Annotated in this window: 14 protein-coding genes; 9 read left to right on the top strand and 5 right to left on the bottom strand. The window is 70.8% G+C overall.

Annotated features, from left to right (window positions below):
- Nucleotides 1-76 precede the first annotated feature (76 nt).
- The 7 genes from ACZ7M7_RS19725 to paaE all read left to right on the top strand — a co-directional run bounded on the left by ACZ7M7_RS19725 (nt 77) and on the right by paaE (nt 6,380).
- Nucleotides 77-1,624 (top strand): DUF6519 domain-containing protein, encoded by a 1,548-nt coding sequence (locus ACZ7M7_RS19725; protein WP_472118499.1) that lies wholly within the window; start codon nt 77-79, stop codon nt 1,622-1,624.
- The gene (locus ACZ7M7_RS19720) at nt 1,624-2,508 is read left to right on the top strand and encodes a peptidoglycan-binding protein (protein WP_472118496.1); all 885 of its coding nucleotides are present in this window, start codon (nt 1,624-1,626) and stop codon (nt 2,506-2,508) included. Before ACZ7M7_RS19725 ends, ACZ7M7_RS19720 begins: the two co-directional genes overlap by 1 nt.
- A gap of 144 nt (nt 2,509-2,652) precedes the next feature.
- Nucleotides 2,653-3,630: a 1,2-phenylacetyl-CoA epoxidase subunit PaaA gene (gene paaA, locus ACZ7M7_RS19715; protein WP_383598861.1), complete on the top strand. Its 978-nt coding sequence runs from the start codon at nt 2,653-2,655 to the stop codon at nt 3,628-3,630.
- Nucleotides 3,627-3,920 carry a 1,2-phenylacetyl-CoA epoxidase subunit PaaB gene (paaB, locus tag ACZ7M7_RS19710; RefSeq protein WP_383598858.1) on the top strand — a complete coding sequence of 98 codons (294 nt, stop codon included), beginning with the start codon at nt 3,627-3,629 and terminating at the stop codon, nt 3,918-3,920. The genes paaA and paaB overlap by 4 nt, the downstream gene beginning before the upstream one ends.
- A 10-nt stretch (nt 3,921-3,930) precedes the next feature.
- A complete protein-coding gene (gene paaC / locus ACZ7M7_RS19705; RefSeq protein WP_383598855.1) occupies nt 3,931-4,758 on the top strand; it encodes a 1,2-phenylacetyl-CoA epoxidase subunit PaaC in 828 nt (275 codons plus the stop codon).
- The gene (paaD, locus tag ACZ7M7_RS19700) at nt 4,752-5,264 is read left to right on the top strand and encodes a 1,2-phenylacetyl-CoA epoxidase subunit PaaD (protein WP_383598852.1); all 513 of its coding nucleotides are present in this window, start codon (nt 4,752-4,754) and stop codon (nt 5,262-5,264) included. Before paaC ends, paaD begins: the two co-directional genes overlap by 7 nt.
- Nucleotides 5,265-6,380 (top strand): 1,2-phenylacetyl-CoA epoxidase subunit PaaE, encoded by a 1,116-nt coding sequence (paaE, locus tag ACZ7M7_RS19695; protein WP_472118489.1) that lies wholly within the window; start codon nt 5,265-5,267, stop codon nt 6,378-6,380.
- Nucleotides 6,381-6,498: 118 nt separating this feature from the next.
- On the opposite strand, the gene ACZ7M7_RS19690 is transcribed toward paaE, so the two are convergent.
- Nucleotides 6,499-8,664 (bottom strand): TerD family protein, encoded by a 2,166-nt coding sequence (locus ACZ7M7_RS19690; protein ID WP_472119260.1) that lies wholly within the window; start codon nt 8,662-8,664, stop codon nt 6,499-6,501.
- Between the two features lie 180 nt (nt 8,665-8,844).
- Here ACZ7M7_RS19690 and ACZ7M7_RS19685 point away from each other — a divergent pair, with 180 nt between their 5' ends.
- Nucleotides 8,845-9,798 (top strand): Dyp-type peroxidase, encoded by a 954-nt coding sequence (locus ACZ7M7_RS19685; RefSeq protein WP_472118486.1) that lies wholly within the window; start codon nt 8,845-8,847, stop codon nt 9,796-9,798.
- Nucleotides 9,799-9,918: 120 nt separating this feature from the next.
- Here ACZ7M7_RS19685 and ACZ7M7_RS19680 read toward each other — a convergent pair whose 3' ends face one another.
- Nucleotides 9,919-10,311 (bottom strand): DUF5997 family protein, encoded by a 393-nt coding sequence (locus ACZ7M7_RS19680; RefSeq protein WP_451166065.1) that lies wholly within the window; start codon nt 10,309-10,311, stop codon nt 9,919-9,921.
- A 58-nt stretch (nt 10,312-10,369) separates the two neighbouring features.
- Here ACZ7M7_RS19680 and ACZ7M7_RS19675 point away from each other — a divergent pair, with 58 nt between their 5' ends.
- The gene (locus ACZ7M7_RS19675; RefSeq protein WP_472118482.1) at nt 10,370-11,161 is read left to right on the top strand and encodes a LysR substrate-binding domain-containing protein; all 792 of its coding nucleotides are present in this window, start codon (nt 10,370-10,372) and stop codon (nt 11,159-11,161) included.
- Between the two features lie 28 nt (nt 11,162-11,189).
- Here ACZ7M7_RS19675 and ACZ7M7_RS19670 read toward each other — a convergent pair whose 3' ends face one another.
- The 3 genes from ACZ7M7_RS19670 to ACZ7M7_RS19660 form a co-directional block, all read right to left on the bottom strand.
- Complete coding sequence (locus tag ACZ7M7_RS19670; protein ID WP_451166069.1) at nt 11,190-11,642, bottom strand: SRPBCC family protein; 453 nt, start codon at nt 11,640-11,642, stop codon at nt 11,190-11,192.
- 71 nt (nt 11,643-11,713) lie between these two features.
- A complete protein-coding gene (locus ACZ7M7_RS19665) occupies nt 11,714-14,545 on the bottom strand; it encodes a beta-L-arabinofuranosidase domain-containing protein (protein ID WP_472118477.1) in 2,832 nt (943 codons plus the stop codon).
- Nucleotides 14,546-14,717: 172 nt separating this feature from the next.
- Nucleotides 14,718-15,404 (bottom strand): HAD family hydrolase, encoded by a 687-nt coding sequence (locus ACZ7M7_RS19660; RefSeq protein WP_472118474.1) that lies wholly within the window; start codon nt 15,402-15,404, stop codon nt 14,718-14,720.
- Nucleotides 15,405-15,407: the final 3 nt, after the last annotated feature.

Raw genomic sequence — 15,407 nt, 5'->3', positions numbered from 1 at the left:
CGAGACATGAACCATGACGTGCGCGCCGCCGCCGCAAGCCCTACCCGCACTTTCCTGAACCAGGGGGACCCCCTTCATGCACGCTGATCTCTCCCGCCTCACGTTCCGCCCGGAGCGGCGCTACTCGGCGGTCGTCGCCCAGCAGGGCCGCGTCCAGCTCGACGCCGACATCAACGAGCAGACCGCGATCCAGCTCCACCAGACCCGAACCCTCGCCGCCGACCTGATCGGCCGGCACGGCGGGCCGCGCGACGCCGCGGGCTTCAAGATCGATTACGTGGGCGGCAAGCACGACATCGACACGCTGCTCATCCACGGCGGCCGCTACTACGTCGACGGCATCCTGCTGGACGCGACCCGCCCGGCGCCCGGCGTGCCGGTCACGGACGACGACGCCGAGGACCAGGACACCGCCGCCCCGCCCGCGTACTGGACCTACTGGGACCAGCCCGACGGCTTCCGCGACCCGGAGAAGCCCGGCGACCGGCTGCCCTCGCCGGCCCAGACGCCGTTCCTGGTCTATCTGCAGGTCTGGGAGCGCACCGTCTCCGCCGCCGAGGACCCTGCCCTGCGCGAGGTCGCGCTCGGCGCGGCGATGCCGGACACCGCGGCCCGCGTGAAGGTCGTCTGGCAGGCGCTGCCGCTGTCGCTGGCCGCGCTGGACATCGAGGAGACCGACCCGTCCAAGGAGGTCGTACGGGCCGCCTTCGACAAGTGGGCGCAGAAGCAGGCCGCACCCACCGCACGCCTCGCCGCCCGCAGCGAGCGGCCCGACCACGCCGACGAGGACCCCTGCCTGGTCAAGCCGGACGCCCGCTACCGCGGCCAGGAGAACCAGCTGTACCGCGTCGAGGTGCACGCGGGCGGCGAGGCGAAGGACGCCACGTTCAAGTGGTCGCGCGAGAACGGCTCGGTGGTGTTCCCCGTCGACGAACTCGACGGCACCTGGGTGCAGTTGGCGTCCCTCGGCCACGACGACAAGCTGGACCTGGACGTCGGCGACCACGTGGAGCTCACGGACACGGCGTATGCCTCCCGCCTCGAACCGCTGCCCCTGCTGCGGGTCGAGGAGCTGGACCTGCCGGGCCGCCGGGTCCGGCTGTCCGCCGAGCCCGACCCGTCGGTCGGACGGCTTCCCCACCTCAACCCGTTCCTGCGTCGCTGGGACCACCACGGGGGTCCGAAGCGCAAGGGCCGTACGACTGCCCTGAAGGGCGGTGCGGTCCCCGTGTCGGAGGGGGAGTGGCTGCCGCTGGAGGACGGCGTCGAGGTGTACTTCGCCAAGGGCGCCGGCTACCGCACCGGTGACCACTGGATCATCCCCGCCCGCACCGCCACCGGCGGCGTCGAATGGCCCACGGACGCAGCCCGGCGCCCGCTGCTCCGGGGTCCTTCCGGCGTCGTCCGCGGCTTCGCGCCGCTGGCCCTGGTCAAGGGCGAGGGCGGCACCGTCGATCTGCGCCTGGCCTTCAACCCGCTGGCGGGCAGCATCCCGGCCGCCGACGCGGCGACGCTCGCGGCGGAGGAGCAGGCGCGCCACGAGGAACAGCGGGCGGAAGACCCCTCGGGCGGGAGGTCGCAGACCACGGCGGAAGCCGAGGCCGCGGCGGAAGGAGACGAGTAATGGCCAAGCCCCTGAGCGCGTCCAAGATGGTGGAGATACTGCGGGCGGAGGGCCTCAAGGTCCACGAGGTCCGCAGCTGGCGCACCCACAACCGCAACAGCAAGGGCCCCTGGGGGCCGGTGAACGGTGTGATGATCCACCACACCGTCACCAAGGGCACCGAGGCGTCGGTCAACATCTGTTACAACGGCTACTCCGGCCTGCCCGGCCCGCTCTGCCACGGCGTCATCGACAAGAAGGGCGAGATCCACCTCGTCGGCAACGGCCGCGCCAACCACGCCGGTCTCGGCGACAGCGACGTCCTGCGCGCCGTGATCAACGAGTCGAAGCTGCCGCACGACAACGAGGCCGACACCGACGGCAACGCGCACTTCTACGGCTTCGAGTGCATCAATCTCGGCGACGGCAAGGACCACTGGCCCGAGGCGCAGAAGGAGGCCATCGAGAAGGTCTCGGCCGCGATCTGCCGGCACCACGGCTGGAGCGAACGCTCGGTCATCGGGCACAAGGAGTGGCAGCCCGGCAAGACCGACCCGCGCGGCTTCACGATGGACGGCATGCGCAAGCGCATCGCGGAGCGGCTGAAGGGCGGCGGCACAAAGCCCGACCCGGACCCGAAGCCGGCGCCCAAGCCGAAGCTCGAGCCCTTCCCGGGCAGCGGCTTCTTCCACGTCGGCCAGAAGTCCCCGATCATCACGGCCATGGGCCGGCGCCTGGTCGCCGAGGGGTGCGGCCGCTACGAGGAGGGCCCGAGCCCCGAGTGGACCGAGGCCGACCGCCGCTCCTACGCCGCCTGGCAGCAGAAGCTCGGCTTCAAGGGCAAGGACGCGGACGGCATCCCCGGCAAGGTCAGCTGGGACAAGCTGAAGGTGCCCAACGTGTGACGGTCTGCGACCGGCACTGATACGGCCCAGGTACCCCGCGGGGGTGTCCTGGGCCGTTTTCGCGTGCCGGAAGGGTCTTGCTCCCCTGGCGGAAACAGGTCACACTGGATACCGAACGAATGGTCGGTTGGGAAGCGGGAATCGATGACGACTTCACACTCCGCCGAGGCGCCCCCCGAAGAGCCGCTCCAGGAGCACTTCGACGCGACGATCTCGCGCGACCAGCGGATCGAGCCGCGTGACTGGATGCCGGACGGCTACCGGAAGACGCTGATCCGGCAGATCGCGCAGCATGCCCACTCGGAGATCATCGGCATGCAGCCCGAGGGTGAGTGGATCACGCGCGCCCCGTCGCTGCGCCGCAAGGCGATCCTCTTCGCCAAGGTGCAGGACGAGGCCGGCCACGGGCTGTACCTGTACTCGGCGGCGGAGACCCTGGGCGCCGACCGCGCGGACCTGACCGACCGGCTCATCGAGGGCCGCCAGAAGTACTCGTCGATCTTCAACTACCCGACCATGAGCTTCGCCGACGTCGGCGTGATCGGCTGGTTCGTTGACGGCGCGGCGATCTGCAACCAGGTGCCGCTGTGCCGGAGTTCGTACGGGCCGTACGCCCGCGCGATGGTGCGGATCTGCAAGGAGGAGTCCTTCCACCAGCGGCAGGGCTACGAGCTGCTGATGACGATGATGCGCGGCACCGACGCCCAGCGCGAGATGGTGCAGGACGCCGTGAACCGCTGGTGGTGGCCGTCGCTGATGATGTTCGGCCCGCCCGACGACGCCTCGCCCAACTCCGCGCAGTCGATGGCCTGGAAGATCAAGCGGCACAGCAACGACGAGCTGCGCCGGCGCTTCGTCGACATGACCGTCCCGCAGGCCGAGAAGCTCGGCGTGACCCTGCCGGACCCGGAGCTGCGCTGGAACGCCGAGCGCGGGCACCACGACTTCGGCACCCCCGACTGGGACGAGCTGATGCGGGTCATCAAGGGCGACGGGCCGTGCAACGACCAGCGTATGGAGCGGCGCAGAAGCGCCCACGACGAGGGCGGCTGGGTCCGCGAGGCGGCCACCGTCCACGCGGCCAAGCAGGCCGCCCGTGCGGAAAAGGGAGCGGTGGCATGAGCGCCGACAAGCAGGGCTGGCCGCTGTACGAGGTGTTCGTGCGCGGCAAGCGAGGGCTGAACCACGTCCACGTGGGTTCGCTGCACGCCGCCGACGACCGGATGGCGCTCACCCACGCGCGCGACCTGTACACGCGACGCAACGAGGGCGTCAGCATCTGGGTGGTGAAGTCCGAGCACATCACCGCGTCGACCCGCGACGAGAAGGACCCGTTCTTCGAGCCCAGCGCCGACAAGGTCTACCGCCACCCGACGTTCTACGACATCCCCGACGACGTCCCGCACATCTGAAGGAGAGGGCATGAGCGACGACCACGTCTACATGACCCTCGCCGAGGGACACGACGACGACACCCGCTGGGCCTACGGCACCGGCTTCGAGGACCCGCTGCACGGCGTGGACACCACCGTGCCCGAGGGCATCGACGCCGGTGAACTCGCCGCCGTCTGCGTCGCGTTGGCCGACGACGCCCTGATCGCGGCCCAGCGTCTGGGCGAGTGGGTCACCCGCGCCCCCGAGCTGGAGGAGGAGGTGGCGCTGGCCAACATCGGCCTCGACCTCCTCGGCCAGGCCCGCCTGCTCTACTCCCGCGCCGGCCAGGCCGACGGCACCGGCCGCGACGAGGACGCCTACGCCTACTTCCGCGACGCGGGCGACTTCTGCAACGTACGCCTGGCCGAACTGCCCAACGGCGACTTCGCGTTCTCGATCGTCCGGCTGCTGATGTTCGCCAGCTGGCGCCTCGCTCACTTCGAGCGGCTGGCGTCGCACCCGGACCCCGTCCTGGCGGCGATCGCCACGAAGGGCGTCAAGGAGCTGGCCTACCACCGGCAGTACGCGGCGGAGTGGGCGGTACGCCTCGGGGACGGCACGGAGGAGTCGCACCGCCGGGTGCGCCGGGCCCAGGAGCAAGTGGCCCCCTATCTCGGCGAGTTGTTCACGGCGTACGACGTCCGCGACGAGGTCGTGACCGTCCTGCGCCAGGTCACCGAGGCCGCAGGACTGCCCATGCCGGTGTACCGGCCGCTGCCCGGATCCGGCCGCGACGGCGAGCACACCGAGCATCTCGCCCCGCTGCTCGCCGAGTTGCAGGGCGTGGCCCGTGCCCACCCGGAGGCGACATGGTGACGACCCTGCTCGACGCCCGGCGCGCCCGGCACATCGCCGACCAGGTGCCCGACCCCGAGCTGCCCATGCTCACGCTGGCCGACCTGGGCGTCCTGCGGGACGTGGAGCTGACCGAGGACGGCACGGTGGTCGCGAGCCTGACCCCGACTTATTCGGGGTGTCCGGCGATGGCCGAGATGCGGGCGGACGTCGCGGCGCGTCTGCGCGGGGCGGGGTACGAGCGCGTGGAGATCCGCACGGTCCTCGACCCGCCCTGGACCAGCGACTGGATCACCCCGTCCGGACGCCGCAAGCTCACCGAACACGGCATCGCGCCGCCCGGCCCCGCCCCGCGCGGCGCAGGTCCGGTCGCGCTCGTGCTGTCACCCACCCGGCACGCGGTGACCTGCCCGCGCTGCGGCTCGGCGAACACCGAGGAGACCTCCCGCTTCGCCGCCACGTCCTGCAAGGCGCTGTGGCGCTGCCGCGCCTGCCGCGAGCCGTTCGAGTACGTCAAGGAGATCTGAATGGAAGGCCTCAGGGAAGAATCGACGGCTGCGTCGGTACGCCCGCGCATTCGCCGCCGTCCGGCCTTCCACGCCCTGCGCGTCGCCGCCGTGACGCCCCTGTGCGCGGACGCGGTCGCCGTCGGGTTCGACATCCCGGCCGAGCTCGCCGAGGAGTTCGCGTTCGAGCCCGGGCAGTCACTGACGCTGCGGCGTGCGATCGAGGGGCGGGACGAGCGGCGGTCGTACTCGATCTGCTCGCCGGTAGGGTCGATGCCGCGCATCGGCGTCCGGGTCGTGCCCGGCGGCCTGTTCTCGTCCTGGCTCGTCAACGACGTCCGCCCCGGCGACACCGTCGAGGTGATGGCCCCCACCGGCGCCTTCACCCCCGACCTCACCACGCACGGCCATCACGTGCTGATCGCGGCGGGCTCCGGCATCACGCCCATGATGTCCATCGCGGAGTCCGTCCTGGCCGCAGACTCCCGCTCGGCGGTCACCCTCCTGTACGGCAACCGCCGTACCGACACGGTGATGTTCGCCGACGAGCTCGCGGACCTGAAGGACCTCTACCCGGCCCGGTTCCAGCTGGCCCATGTGCTGTCCCGGGAGCCGCGCGAGGCCGAGGTGCTGTCGGGACGCATCGACGCCGAACGGCTCTCGACCCTCGTCGACGCGCTGGTCGACGTGCAAACCGCCGATCACTGGTGGCTGTGCGGCCCGCACGGTATGGTCCGGGATGCGCAGGGGGTCCTGGCGGGCCTCGGGGTGCCGACCGAGCGGGTGCATCAGGAGCTGTTCTACGCCGACGACGAGCCCGTACGGGAGGCGGTCCACGAGGAGAGCGGCCCGCAGGGGCCCGTCAGCCAGGTCACGATCACCCTCGACGGCCGGTCGACCAGCGCCGCCCTGCCGAGGGAGCGGTCCATCCTGGACGGCGCCCAGCGGACCCGCCCCGACCTGCCGTTCGCCTGCAAGGGTGGCGTCTGCGGCACCTGCCGTGCGCTCGTCACCGACGGCAAGGCGGACATGCGCCGCAACTTCGCCCTGGAGACGGCCGAGGTGGACGCCGGCTATGTCCTGACCTGCCAGTCGTACCCGGTGTCCGAGACGCTGACCGTGGACTACGACAGCTGACGGCTGCAAGAGCCGTGCCGGCAGGAAGAGTTGAGTGGCGAGGAAAGCGAGAGGACTAATTCAAGAAGGAGTTGAGAAGGAAGTCCCTTCATGGCCTCGCCACGGCCGACTCTAACAGTCACGCGGGGATCAGGTCGCGCAGATTTTCGGGGGTCAGGATCCGGGAGTCCGGGTGCAGCCCGTCGGGGCGCTGAAGACCGATGTAGGTGACCGGACCGTCGGGGACGTTCGCGCCGTCCCACAGGGTCGTGGTCGTGGCGTCCATCAGGCCCGTCAGATAGCGCACCGTCAGCTGCTCGCGTTCCACGATGCCCCGCAGCAGCGTCGCCACCGACACCCGGTTCTCCTCGACCCGGTTGGCGGCCGGCGTCCCCTTCAGGTACAGGTGCAGCCACTTGGCACGCCACCGCCCGTCGGATCCCCGCAGGAACGCCAGCGGCAGCGCGACCCGGCCCGGTCCGCGCAGCTCCGACTTCATGCGCACGGTACGCGCCTCGAACGGGCGGCCCTGCTGCTCGCCCTCACGCAGCATGAACCCGAAGAACGACTCCTCGACCTCCTCGAAGCCCTCCCCGGCGAAGATGTTCACCTGCGGCACGATGAAGTCGCCGCGCACGGCACCCAGTCGGAGATCGATGAACTCCGAGGCGCCGTCGGGTGCTTCGGTGATGTCACCGGAGTGCTCGCCCTCCAGGTCCTTGAGGTTGGTGTACGCCAGCCAGCAGACCGTCGCGAATTCGGTGTCCAGCATCAACGCCGACAGGTCGTAGTCGGTGCGCCGGTCGGCCTCCTTCCAGTACACGAAGAACCGCAGCAGCTCGCCGTCCACCGGAGACAGCGAGCCCCGGGGCAGCACACCGAGCCCGGCCGCGCTCGCCCGGCCGCTGAGCGGCAGCGCCACATCCAGCACGTCCGGGTCGATCAGCAGATGGCCAGGAGCCGGCAGCCGACGCCGTATCTCGGCGTCCAGTACGGCGATCAGGCGCTCACGCTCGGGCGGCAGCACGGGGGGACGGTCGTCCTCGGTGACCCAGGCGCGGCCGAGCCGGTTCACGAACACCCGGCGCTCACCTGTGTCCTGCGCGCGGTTGGCGAGGTGCTCACGCACCGACAGGACCACCCGGCCGGACACCTCGCCCACGACCTCCTCGGCGGCGGACGCCACCGCGAGGCGCTCGTCCTGGTCGAGGGCCAGCCGCAGCAGCCGGTCCAGGGAGCGGAACAGCTTGCCCGGCGCGGCCTTCAGCAGCATCGCCGCGCCCGTGATGTCGTTCATGCCGAGCAGTTCCTCGACCCGGCTGTCGAAGGAGCGGGCCTCCTTCTCGCGCCGGGCGACCGCGAACACGTCGGCGGCGTGCGGCCACCGCGGGTACTCATGCGGGTGCAGCCGCTCGCCGAGCCGCTTCCACGCCTCGCGGTGCGCATGCACGTCGGCCAGCTTGGCGGGGGACGCGGCGACAACCCTGTCCAGGCCGGCGAGCAGCGCGCGGCGCACCGGACGGGACAGCGCCCGGAACCTGGTCGGCGCCTGCAGCGTCACGTCGCCGCCCGACAGGGCGCAGGCCAGCCGCAGCACATCGGTGACCGTGTCCAGCAGCAGCTCCGCACCGGCCTTCAACCGGGCCTCGTTCACGACGGCACGGTTCTCCCGCACGGGAATCGTCTCGGGCTGCGGCGCGTCCACGCAGTGCCCGGCGAGGACCCGCAGATCGCGCAGGTCCTCCTCGCCCAGCGGCGTGCTGCTGCCCGCCAACGCCAGGTACAGGGAAGCGACTTCGGCGTCCGTGTCGCCGCCGAGATGCAGCGCCGTCATACGGTCGCCCGCCGCGGCGATCAGTTCCTCGTGGTGGCCGAGCATCTCCGTGTAGGTGTGCTGGTAACGGCCGTACGACGGCAGGGTGAGGAGATTGACGAGCCCCTCGCTCAACTGCTCCAGAACGCTTGCGCGTGCGTCGTCGTCGGCCAGCGCCTCGGCGACGCAGCGCATCCAGAAGTCGTATGTGTCCGGCACGTTGGCCGGGAAATCGACGAAGTACACGTTGTGCCGCACATGGTCGCCGACCATCTCGCGGACCGTGCCCAGTGTCCGCACGGCCGTGTCGACGACCGTTCCCTCGGACAGCGCCGACAAGCGCGCCAGCAGCTCCGCCGACAGCTTGAAGCCCACGGACATGAGCGCTGCGTCGAACTGCCGTGCCGCGACGGCGCCTTCCCCGGCGGGGCCCGCGGGGGAGGGGAGACGGTGGACGTGCCGGATGACCAGGGGTTCGAGACGGTGGACCATCCCGGGATCGTCCCAGAGCGGGGCGAGCGGGCGCACTCGGGTTTTCGTCTCCGAGGCGGGCATCCACACCCCTCCTACGCGCCAGGAGCGCGGCCGGGAGTGCGGAAACTAGGCGGGTATCGTTCCCGGTTCGGCCGGGCATCGTTAGTTGGCGGGGTTTGAGGGTGAGAGAGGGGAAACATGCCGTCGTCGTCGATGCGGTCGGTCGATGCACAGCCACAACCGGTACTCAGTCCGCCGGCGCCCGTCGCCGTCTTCCTGGTGGTGACGATCGAGCCGGGCGGCGAACCCGCCGTGCACGATCTGCTCACCGGTCTCGCGGGGCTCATACGGGCCGTCGGGTTCCCGAGTCCCGACAGCGGCCTGTGCTGCGCCACCGGAGTGGGATCCGTGGCGTGGGACCGGCTGTTCGGGGACCCGCGTCCGCAGGAGCTGCATCCGTTCAGGGAGTTGGAGGGGACGCGGCACCGCGCCGTGTCGACCCCCGGTGACCTGCTCTTCCACATCCGGGCCGCCCGTACCGATGTGTGCTTCGCCCTGGCCGCCGAGATCATGAAGCGGCTGCGCGGCGCGGTCACCGTCCAGGACGAGGTCCAGGCCTTCGCCTACTTCGACTCGCGCAACCTCCTCGGCTTCGTCGACGGTACCGAGAACCCCGTCGGCCAGGCGGCGGCCGACGCGGCGATCGTCGGGGACGAGGACCCCGCGTTCCGCGGCGGGAGCTACGCGATGGTGCAGAAGTACGTGCACGACGTCGACGCCTGGGAAGCCCTCGCGGTCGAGGCTCAGGAGAAGGTGATAGGCCGCTCCAAGCTGACCAACATCGAACTCGACATGCCCGGCTCCCACAAGGACGTGAACACGATCACCGGCCCGGACGGGGCGGAGCTGGAGATACTGCGGGGCGCGATGCCGTTCGGCAGGCCGGGGCACGGAGAGTTCGGCACGTATTTCGTCGCCTACGCGCGTACCCCCGAGATACCGGAGACCATGCTGCGGAAGATGTACCTCGGCGGCCCGGAATCCGGCCCCGACCCGATCCTCGACTACTCGGAGGCGGTCACCGGAACCCTCTTCTTCGTCCCGTCGGCCACGTTCCTCGAGGCACTGCCGGAACGGCCGGCAGCGGGCTGATCCTGACCGGTCGGAGGCGGGCTGCACGCGTGCGCGGTGCGGCTCGCCTCACCCGGCGACGGCGCGGGTGACGGCGTCAGCGGGGGCGGCAGCCGCAGGGAGCTACCAGCACCGGAGGGGTCAGGACTGCTCCGCCGCCCGCTCCGCGTCCCGCTGCTTGATGCGGGCCGTCTCCTTGCGGACCTCGGCCTGAGTCGCGCGCTCCTTGACCAGCCACTCGGGCTGCTCCTGCTTCACGGCCTCGATCTGCTCGGTGGTGAGGGCCTCCGTGACGCCGCCGCGGGCCAGCCCCGCGATGGAGACGCCCAGCTTCTGCGCGACGACCGGACGGGGGTGCGGCCCGTTCGCCCGCAGCTCCTGCAGCCACGCGGGCGGCTCCGCCTGCAGCTGGTTCAGCTCGGCGCGCGTGACCACACCCTCCCGGAACTCGGCGGGGGTGGCTTCGAGGTACACACCCAACTTCTTGGCCGCGGTCGCGGGCTTCATGGTCTGGGTGCTTTGGTGCGACGTCATGGTCTCAAGGGTATCGACTGGGTGAACCGCCGCCGACCACGGCCGGTAGCCTGGCCTGGTGACAGGCTCGGAAGTACCCCCGTCGTTCCGGCTCGCCTACGTCCCGGGCGTGACCCCCGCCAAGTGGGTGCGGACCTGGAACGAGCGCTTCCCCGACGTACCCCTCACCCTCCACTCGGTGACCGCCGCCGAGGCCCCCGACATGCTCCGGGACGGCGGCGCCGACGCCGGTTTCGTACGGCTGCCGGTCGACCGTACGGTCCTCAGCGCGATCCCCCTCTACACCGAGACCACGGTCGTCGTCGTCCCCAAGGACCATGTCGTCTCGGCGGTCGACGAGGTGACCGCCGAGGACCTGGCCGACGAGGTCGTCTTCCACCCCCTCGACGACGTCCTCGACTGGGAGCGGCCGCCGGGTCAGCCCGCCTTCGAGCGCCCCGCCACCACCGCGGACGCCATCGAGCTGGTCGCGGCGGGCGTCGGCCTGCTCGCCGTGCCCCAGTCGCTGGCCCGGCTCCACCACCGCAAGGACCTCACCTACCGGACGCTGGTCGACGCCCCCCAGTCGAGCGTCGCGCTGTCCTGGCCGGAGGACGCGACCACCGACCTGGTCGAGGACTTCATCGGCGTCGTCCGCGGCCGCACGGTCAACAGCACCCGGGGCCGTACGACGTCCCCAGCCACGGCCGCTACGGAACAGCCGAAGCGCAAGCGCGCGGAAGCCGCCGGCGCCCCTCGGCGGCAGTCCGGAGCCGGGGGCCGGAGCGCCCGCTCCGGTTCGGGCTCCGGCTCCGGCGGTGCCAAGGGCGCCAAGAGCCCCCGACGGGGCAAGCCGCGCCGCAGGTCGTAGCGGACCGCCGAAGAGTCCGGCTGCCGGGCTACCCGGTGCGTTCCGTGAGCCTGCGTTCCAGGTCGCGCAGGTCCTTGCCGATGTTGTGGCGGACATGGCGGGCCATGATCGGGGCCGCCGGCCGGTAGACGCCGCCGGGGCCGCCCCGGACGCGGATGCGCGCGAGGGTGCCGTCCGCGTGCGGGTCGAAGGCATAGGTGACCTGCATCGGCACCGGCCCGGCCACGGCCACCATGTCGAGCAGTCGCGGGAAGTCGTACGACGCCACGCGCAGCACGTAGCCGATGTGCCGACCCAGGAAGTGCGCCGTCCGCCTGACCTCGGCGCCGACCCCGAAGCCACCCTCGTCGGCCTCGCGGATCAGCTCCGCCGTGCGGATGCCCTGCGTCCAGTCACGGTCGTGGCGCCAGTCCATGGCATAGGCGGCAACCTGCTCGGGAGGAAAGGGGATCACCCGCTCCGCCGACACGTCGATCGTCATGGCTCCAGCATCCCCGCGCCGGGAGTCGAGCGCTCGGCGCGGGGATGCGGCGCGGGGGTCAGATCGCCGGGTCAGGGAGCGTACGTCGCCTGCTCCGCCGTACGGACGATGGTCCGCCCGTTGGCCTGACTCAGCAGACCGGCGGTGACCCAGGCGTTCACGGTGGACCGCACGCGCGAGACCAGTGCCCCCTTGTTGCCGAAGGGAGCCCCGGCCCAGATCTCGTCCAGCAGCGTGGTTCCGTCGGACTTCGCGGGGTTGGCGACGCCGGAGTCGGAGTTGCCGAAGACCACCCGGGGTTCCGAGCGCCGGAAGTAGGCGTGGGTCGGGTCCTCGGTGCCCTCGAAGAAGGGGGCGAACTCGGTTCCGGCGAGGGTGTGGTGGAGCGGCTTGCCGGACACGGGAGTGAGCGACGGCAGCAGGTCGCCCGACAGCCCGGCGTTGCGGTAAAGGCCCAACTGCAGGTGAGTTGTCGAAGAGCTGCGGCCGACGAGATTGACGGGGCCGTAGAACAGCGTCTGCAGCGCAGGGTCGTCGATCGCCTTCTCCGCCCTCAAGCGGAAGGGCATGGAGATCCGCACGGTGTCGCCGTCGCGCCACGTCCGCGACACGGTGAAGTAGCTCCCCGGCATCGGAGTGCCGCTCACCGCACTGCCGTTGACCGTCACCCGGAAACCCGCGGTCGCCCACGACGGCACCCTCAGCCGCAGCGCGAAGGCCGCGCTGGAGCCGCCGATGGTGAGGGTGGTGCCCTGCTCCCGCGGGAACGTGGTCGCCTGCGTGACCGTCACGCCCTTTTCCGCCCACGTCAGTCGGGACGGACTGTAGAGATTGACGTACAGCGTGCTGCTGTCAGCGGCCTTGAAGTACACCGAGTCCTGGTACTTGGTGGCGCTCTCCATCCCGGTGCCCTCGCAGCACGTCGTGCCCTGCTTGGGTGTGTAGTCCCGCACATGGCCCGGCGTCAGCCCGATGAAGTACGTGACCAGCGGCTTCTCGGCGTCCGCCTTGTCCTGCTTGGAGCCGAGGACCTGGTTGTAGAGCGCCCGCTCGTAGTAGTCCATGTACTTCGGCTGCTGCTCGTGGAAGAACAGCGTCCGGCTCAGCTTCAGCATGTTGTACGCACAGCACGTCTCGGCGGTCGTGTCGCTGATCGTGCCCGCGATCACGTCACGCGCCTTCCAGAACTCCGCGGTGCTGGTGCCGCCGATGCCGTACATCCGGTGGGGGACGACCATGCCCCAGAAGTTGCGGGCGGCGTCGAGATAGCGGACCTCGCCGGTGGCGTCGTACAGCCGCAGGTACCCGGTGAAGATCGGTATGTGCTGGTTGGCGTGCAGCCCGTCGAGGATGTCGGTGTTCGCGGCGGAGTTGTCGATGAGCCGGTCGAGGTCGAACAACTGGGCCAGCGCGAGGTGTTCGGCCTTGCCGGTGATCGCGTGCAGATCGCAGATCGCCTCCACGATGCCGCCGAACTCGCCACTGGAGAACAGCCCCCACATACGCTGCAGGGTGGCCTCGGGCAGCTCGGACAGCCGGGAGTACATCCAGTCGCACATGCCGGACGCGAGATCGAGGGCCTGGGCGTCGTCCGTGGTGAGGTAGGCGTCCAGCACACCCCTGAGGATCTTGTGCGCGGTGTAGTACGGCGCCCACACCTTGGTGTAGTCGCTGCTGGTCCTCGACTCCAGATCGATGAACTGCGTCTCCGGGTACGCCGCCAGAAACCCGGGGTGGCTGGGCCCGCCCCAGGTGCGGCGCAGGGTGGCGGTGAGGCCGCGACCGGAGGCATCGGCGAACGTCCCGCCGGAGGTCTCGTCGAAGGCGTACGACGCCAGGTTGCCGGGTCCGGCGGAGGCGTCGGCGGCCCGGCTGCTCTGCAACTGCGTGATCTCCGTCGCGGTGAGGGCGCGCGACCAGACGTTGAACTCGTCGTAGGCACCCGCGAAGACCGGGTCGGTGGCGAAGTTGGAGCGGCCGAGCCAGTTGTTGGTGAGAGAGCCGAGGGCGGCCGGGGTGAGGGACATCGCCGTGTTGCGGGCCACGGCGGTGCCGTTCACGTACAGCGTCCCGGTGCCGCCCGCGATCGTGACTGCGAGGTGGCTCCACTGGTTGAGGGGCAGCGCGGCGGTGCCGTCGAGGCCCTGTTCGCCGCCCGGCCCGTTGGTCGTGATGGCGAACCGCGGCACACCGGCGGCGTTGCGGGCGGCCAGATACAGGTAACGGGTGTTGTCGTTCCCGAAGTCGAAGACCCGCGTCCAGATTGCGTCGTGGGTGGGCTTCACCCAGGCCGACAGGGTGATCGCGGAGGCACCCCCGAGGACGGCGGCGGGCAGATCGACGTACTGGTAGGAGCCGCGGACGTGCTCGGCGGCCGTGCCGAACCTCCCGCTCACGCTCAGCACTGCGGGGTCCTTGCGCAGTGCCGCGCGCACGTCGGTCAGCGCCCCGACCATGGTGCGGATCTTCTCGACGAACACCTGCTCGCCGGTGCCGGCATAGGCCTGCGACAGCATGGTGAGGAAGTGCCCGGTGTAGTGCCCGCGCAGATTGCCGTTGGCCTCGCCGTCGAGCCCCTCCCAGCCCCCGGGCGCCACCGCGCCGCCGGTGGAGAGGCCGGCGTTGGCACGGAAGACCTGCAGCAGCCGGTTCACGTCGTAGCCGCGCGCATGGTCCAGCATCAACTGCCGCTTGTCGGCGAAGAGTCCGGGCCTCAGCGCCACGTCGTCGAGGGCGAAGGGCTGGACGGTCCAGGTGGAAGGTGCGACGGCCACCGACTGCGCCTCCTGAACGGCGGCCGGGGCGGCCGAGGCCCGGCCGGTTGCCGAGTGGCTGATCGCGGGAACCGCCGCGGCGAGGGCGGCGGCCTGGAGAAGGGATCGTCTGGAGAGGGGCGGGGCCATGTGTGCTCCTCCACGAGGGGGTGGGGACGATGAGTGTTCGGTGTTCGGTATTGCGAACAGTGTACGAATGGTCGACCAGACGATAGGTAGGAGGCGGGCGAGGGTCAACGGGTCTGGAGTGTTTTGATTCCGGTCGCAGTTCCCGCCGTTCGGCTCGTCGACCGGCAGGCTCCTACCGCGTCCGGCGCAGCCAGTCGTACGCCGTACGCGCCGTGAACTCCTCCTGTCCGCCCCGCAGCAGCAGACCTGCCGCCGCGAACTCCGGGGCGTCCGCCTGGCCGGCCACGTACGGGACGGCGATGCAGCGCATGCCGGCCGCGTGTGCGGCGGCGGCGCCCGGGGCGGCGTCCTCGACGACCACGCAGTCGGCCGGCGCGGCGCCGAGCCGGCGGGCCGCTTCGAGGAAGACGTCGGGGGCGGGCTTGCCGTGCTCGACCTCGTCGGCGGAAACGACGGTGTGCAGATGGGCGTCCAGGCCCGTGCCGGACAGGATCGCCTCGATGGCGGTCGGGGGCGAACCCGAGGCGACGGCCAGTGGGACGCCCTCGGTGGCCAGGAGCTCCACGAACTTGCGCATCTCGGGGTAGGCGCGCGTGGAGCTGCGGGCGAGCTCCAGGTAGCGGCGGTTCTTGGCGGCGAGCAGTTCGTCCACGGACGCCCGAAGGCCGTACTCCCGCTTCCAGAGCGTGACCGTCTCCAGCGTGCTGATGCCGACGTACCGCTCGTGATCCGACCATGTGAAGTCGGGAACCCCGTGCTCGGCGAGGACTTGGCGCCCCGCCTCGTAATAGTTGGGCTCGCTGTCCACGAGTGTTCCATCGAGATCGAAGATGACCGAAGTGCTGCCGAGACCGCTCATGGC

The organism is Streptomyces sp. NPDC111606 (assembly GCF_055656945.1).
Note: the sequence above shows the minus strand (reverse complement) of the source record. Positions and strands in the feature narration are given on the sequence as shown.

Coding starts and splice junctions, on each gene's coding strand:
- paaC (WP_383598855.1), top strand. CDS start 3,931: ATGAGCGACGACCACGTCTACATGACCCTCGCCGAGGGACACGACGAC.
- ACZ7M7_RS19720 (WP_472118496.1), top strand. CDS start 1,624: ATGGCCAAGCCCCTGAGCGCGTCCAAGATGGTGGAGATACTGCGGGCG.
- ACZ7M7_RS19680 (WP_451166065.1), bottom strand. CDS start 10,311: ATGACGTCGCACCAAAGCACCCAGACCATGAAGCCCGCGACCGCGGCC.
- ACZ7M7_RS19665 (WP_472118477.1), bottom strand. CDS start 14,545: ATGGCCCCGCCCCTCTCCAGACGATCCCTTCTCCAGGCCGCCGCCCTC.
- ACZ7M7_RS19660 (WP_472118474.1), bottom strand. CDS start 15,404: ATGAGCGGTCTCGGCAGCACTTCGGTCATCTTCGATCTCGATGGAACA.
- ACZ7M7_RS19670 (WP_451166069.1), bottom strand. CDS start 11,642: ATGACGATCGACGTGTCGGCGGAGCGGGTGATCCCCTTTCCTCCCGAG.
- ACZ7M7_RS19685 (WP_472118486.1), top strand. CDS start 8,845: ATGCCGTCGTCGTCGATGCGGTCGGTCGATGCACAGCCACAACCGGTA.
- ACZ7M7_RS19690 (WP_472119260.1), bottom strand. CDS start 8,664: ATGGTCCACCGTCTCGAACCCCTGGTCATCCGGCACGTCCACCGTCTC.
- ACZ7M7_RS19725 (WP_472118499.1), top strand. CDS start 77: ATGCACGCTGATCTCTCCCGCCTCACGTTCCGCCCGGAGCGGCGCTAC.
- paaA (WP_383598861.1), top strand. CDS start 2,653: ATGACGACTTCACACTCCGCCGAGGCGCCCCCCGAAGAGCCGCTCCAG.
- paaD (WP_383598852.1), top strand. CDS start 4,752: ATGGTGACGACCCTGCTCGACGCCCGGCGCGCCCGGCACATCGCCGAC.
- paaE (WP_472118489.1), top strand. CDS start 5,265: ATGGAAGGCCTCAGGGAAGAATCGACGGCTGCGTCGGTACGCCCGCGC.
- paaB (WP_383598858.1), top strand. CDS start 3,627: ATGAGCGCCGACAAGCAGGGCTGGCCGCTGTACGAGGTGTTCGTGCGC.